Annotated in this window: 1 protein-coding gene; it reads left to right on the forward strand. The window is 45.7% G+C overall.

Annotated features, from left to right (window positions below):
- Nucleotides 1-626 (forward strand): VENN motif pre-toxin domain-containing protein (locus tag AC979_RS00240; RefSeq protein ID WP_049372388.1); only part of this gene is annotated, 626 nt, incomplete at both ends.

Here is a 626-nt window from a genome sequence, read left to right on the forward strand (position 1 = left end):
ACTGCTCATGCACTTTGGGGCGCGGTAGAGGCTTATGCGGGCAATCGTAATGTTGCTGCTGGTGCGGCAGGTGCAGCTGGTGGTGAGGCTGCGGCTCATTTCCTCGCCTCGACACTTTATGATAAATCACCTGAAAAGCTCAGCGAAGAAGAAAAACGTACGGTATCTTCTTTAAGCCAAGTAGCAGCAGGTATTGCCGGTGGTAGTTTATCGGATAGTTCTGATGGGGCGATTATTGCGGCTAAGACGGCGAAAGACTCTGTGGAGAATAACAGCATGGCTGATGACGTTCATCCTAGTGATGAGCGTAAGCAAAACATTGAAATGTATGCCAAGGTTTTATTCAATGGAGATGAGGATAAAGCTAAAGAATATCAAGAAGGTCTAGAGCTTGCAGAGGCTCAGGGTCAAATTGATAGTATTAAAGACACAGCGGATGCGGTTGTTAATTTAGATGATACCGTAGTGTCTTTATGGGAAGCAATCTCAAACCCAGGGAAGACCTATAATAATGTTGTGGTCTCGTTGAAAGATTGGGATGAGGCTTATGCGCTTGCCCTTCAAGAAAATCCAAAACTCGCGGGTGAAATGCAAGGTTACCGCCAAGGTAAAATGAAAGGTGTTTC

Source organism: Parahaemophilus parainfluenzae (assembly GCF_001053575.1).
GTDB lineage: Bacteria > Pseudomonadota > Gammaproteobacteria > Enterobacterales > Pasteurellaceae > Haemophilus_D > Haemophilus_D parainfluenzae_S.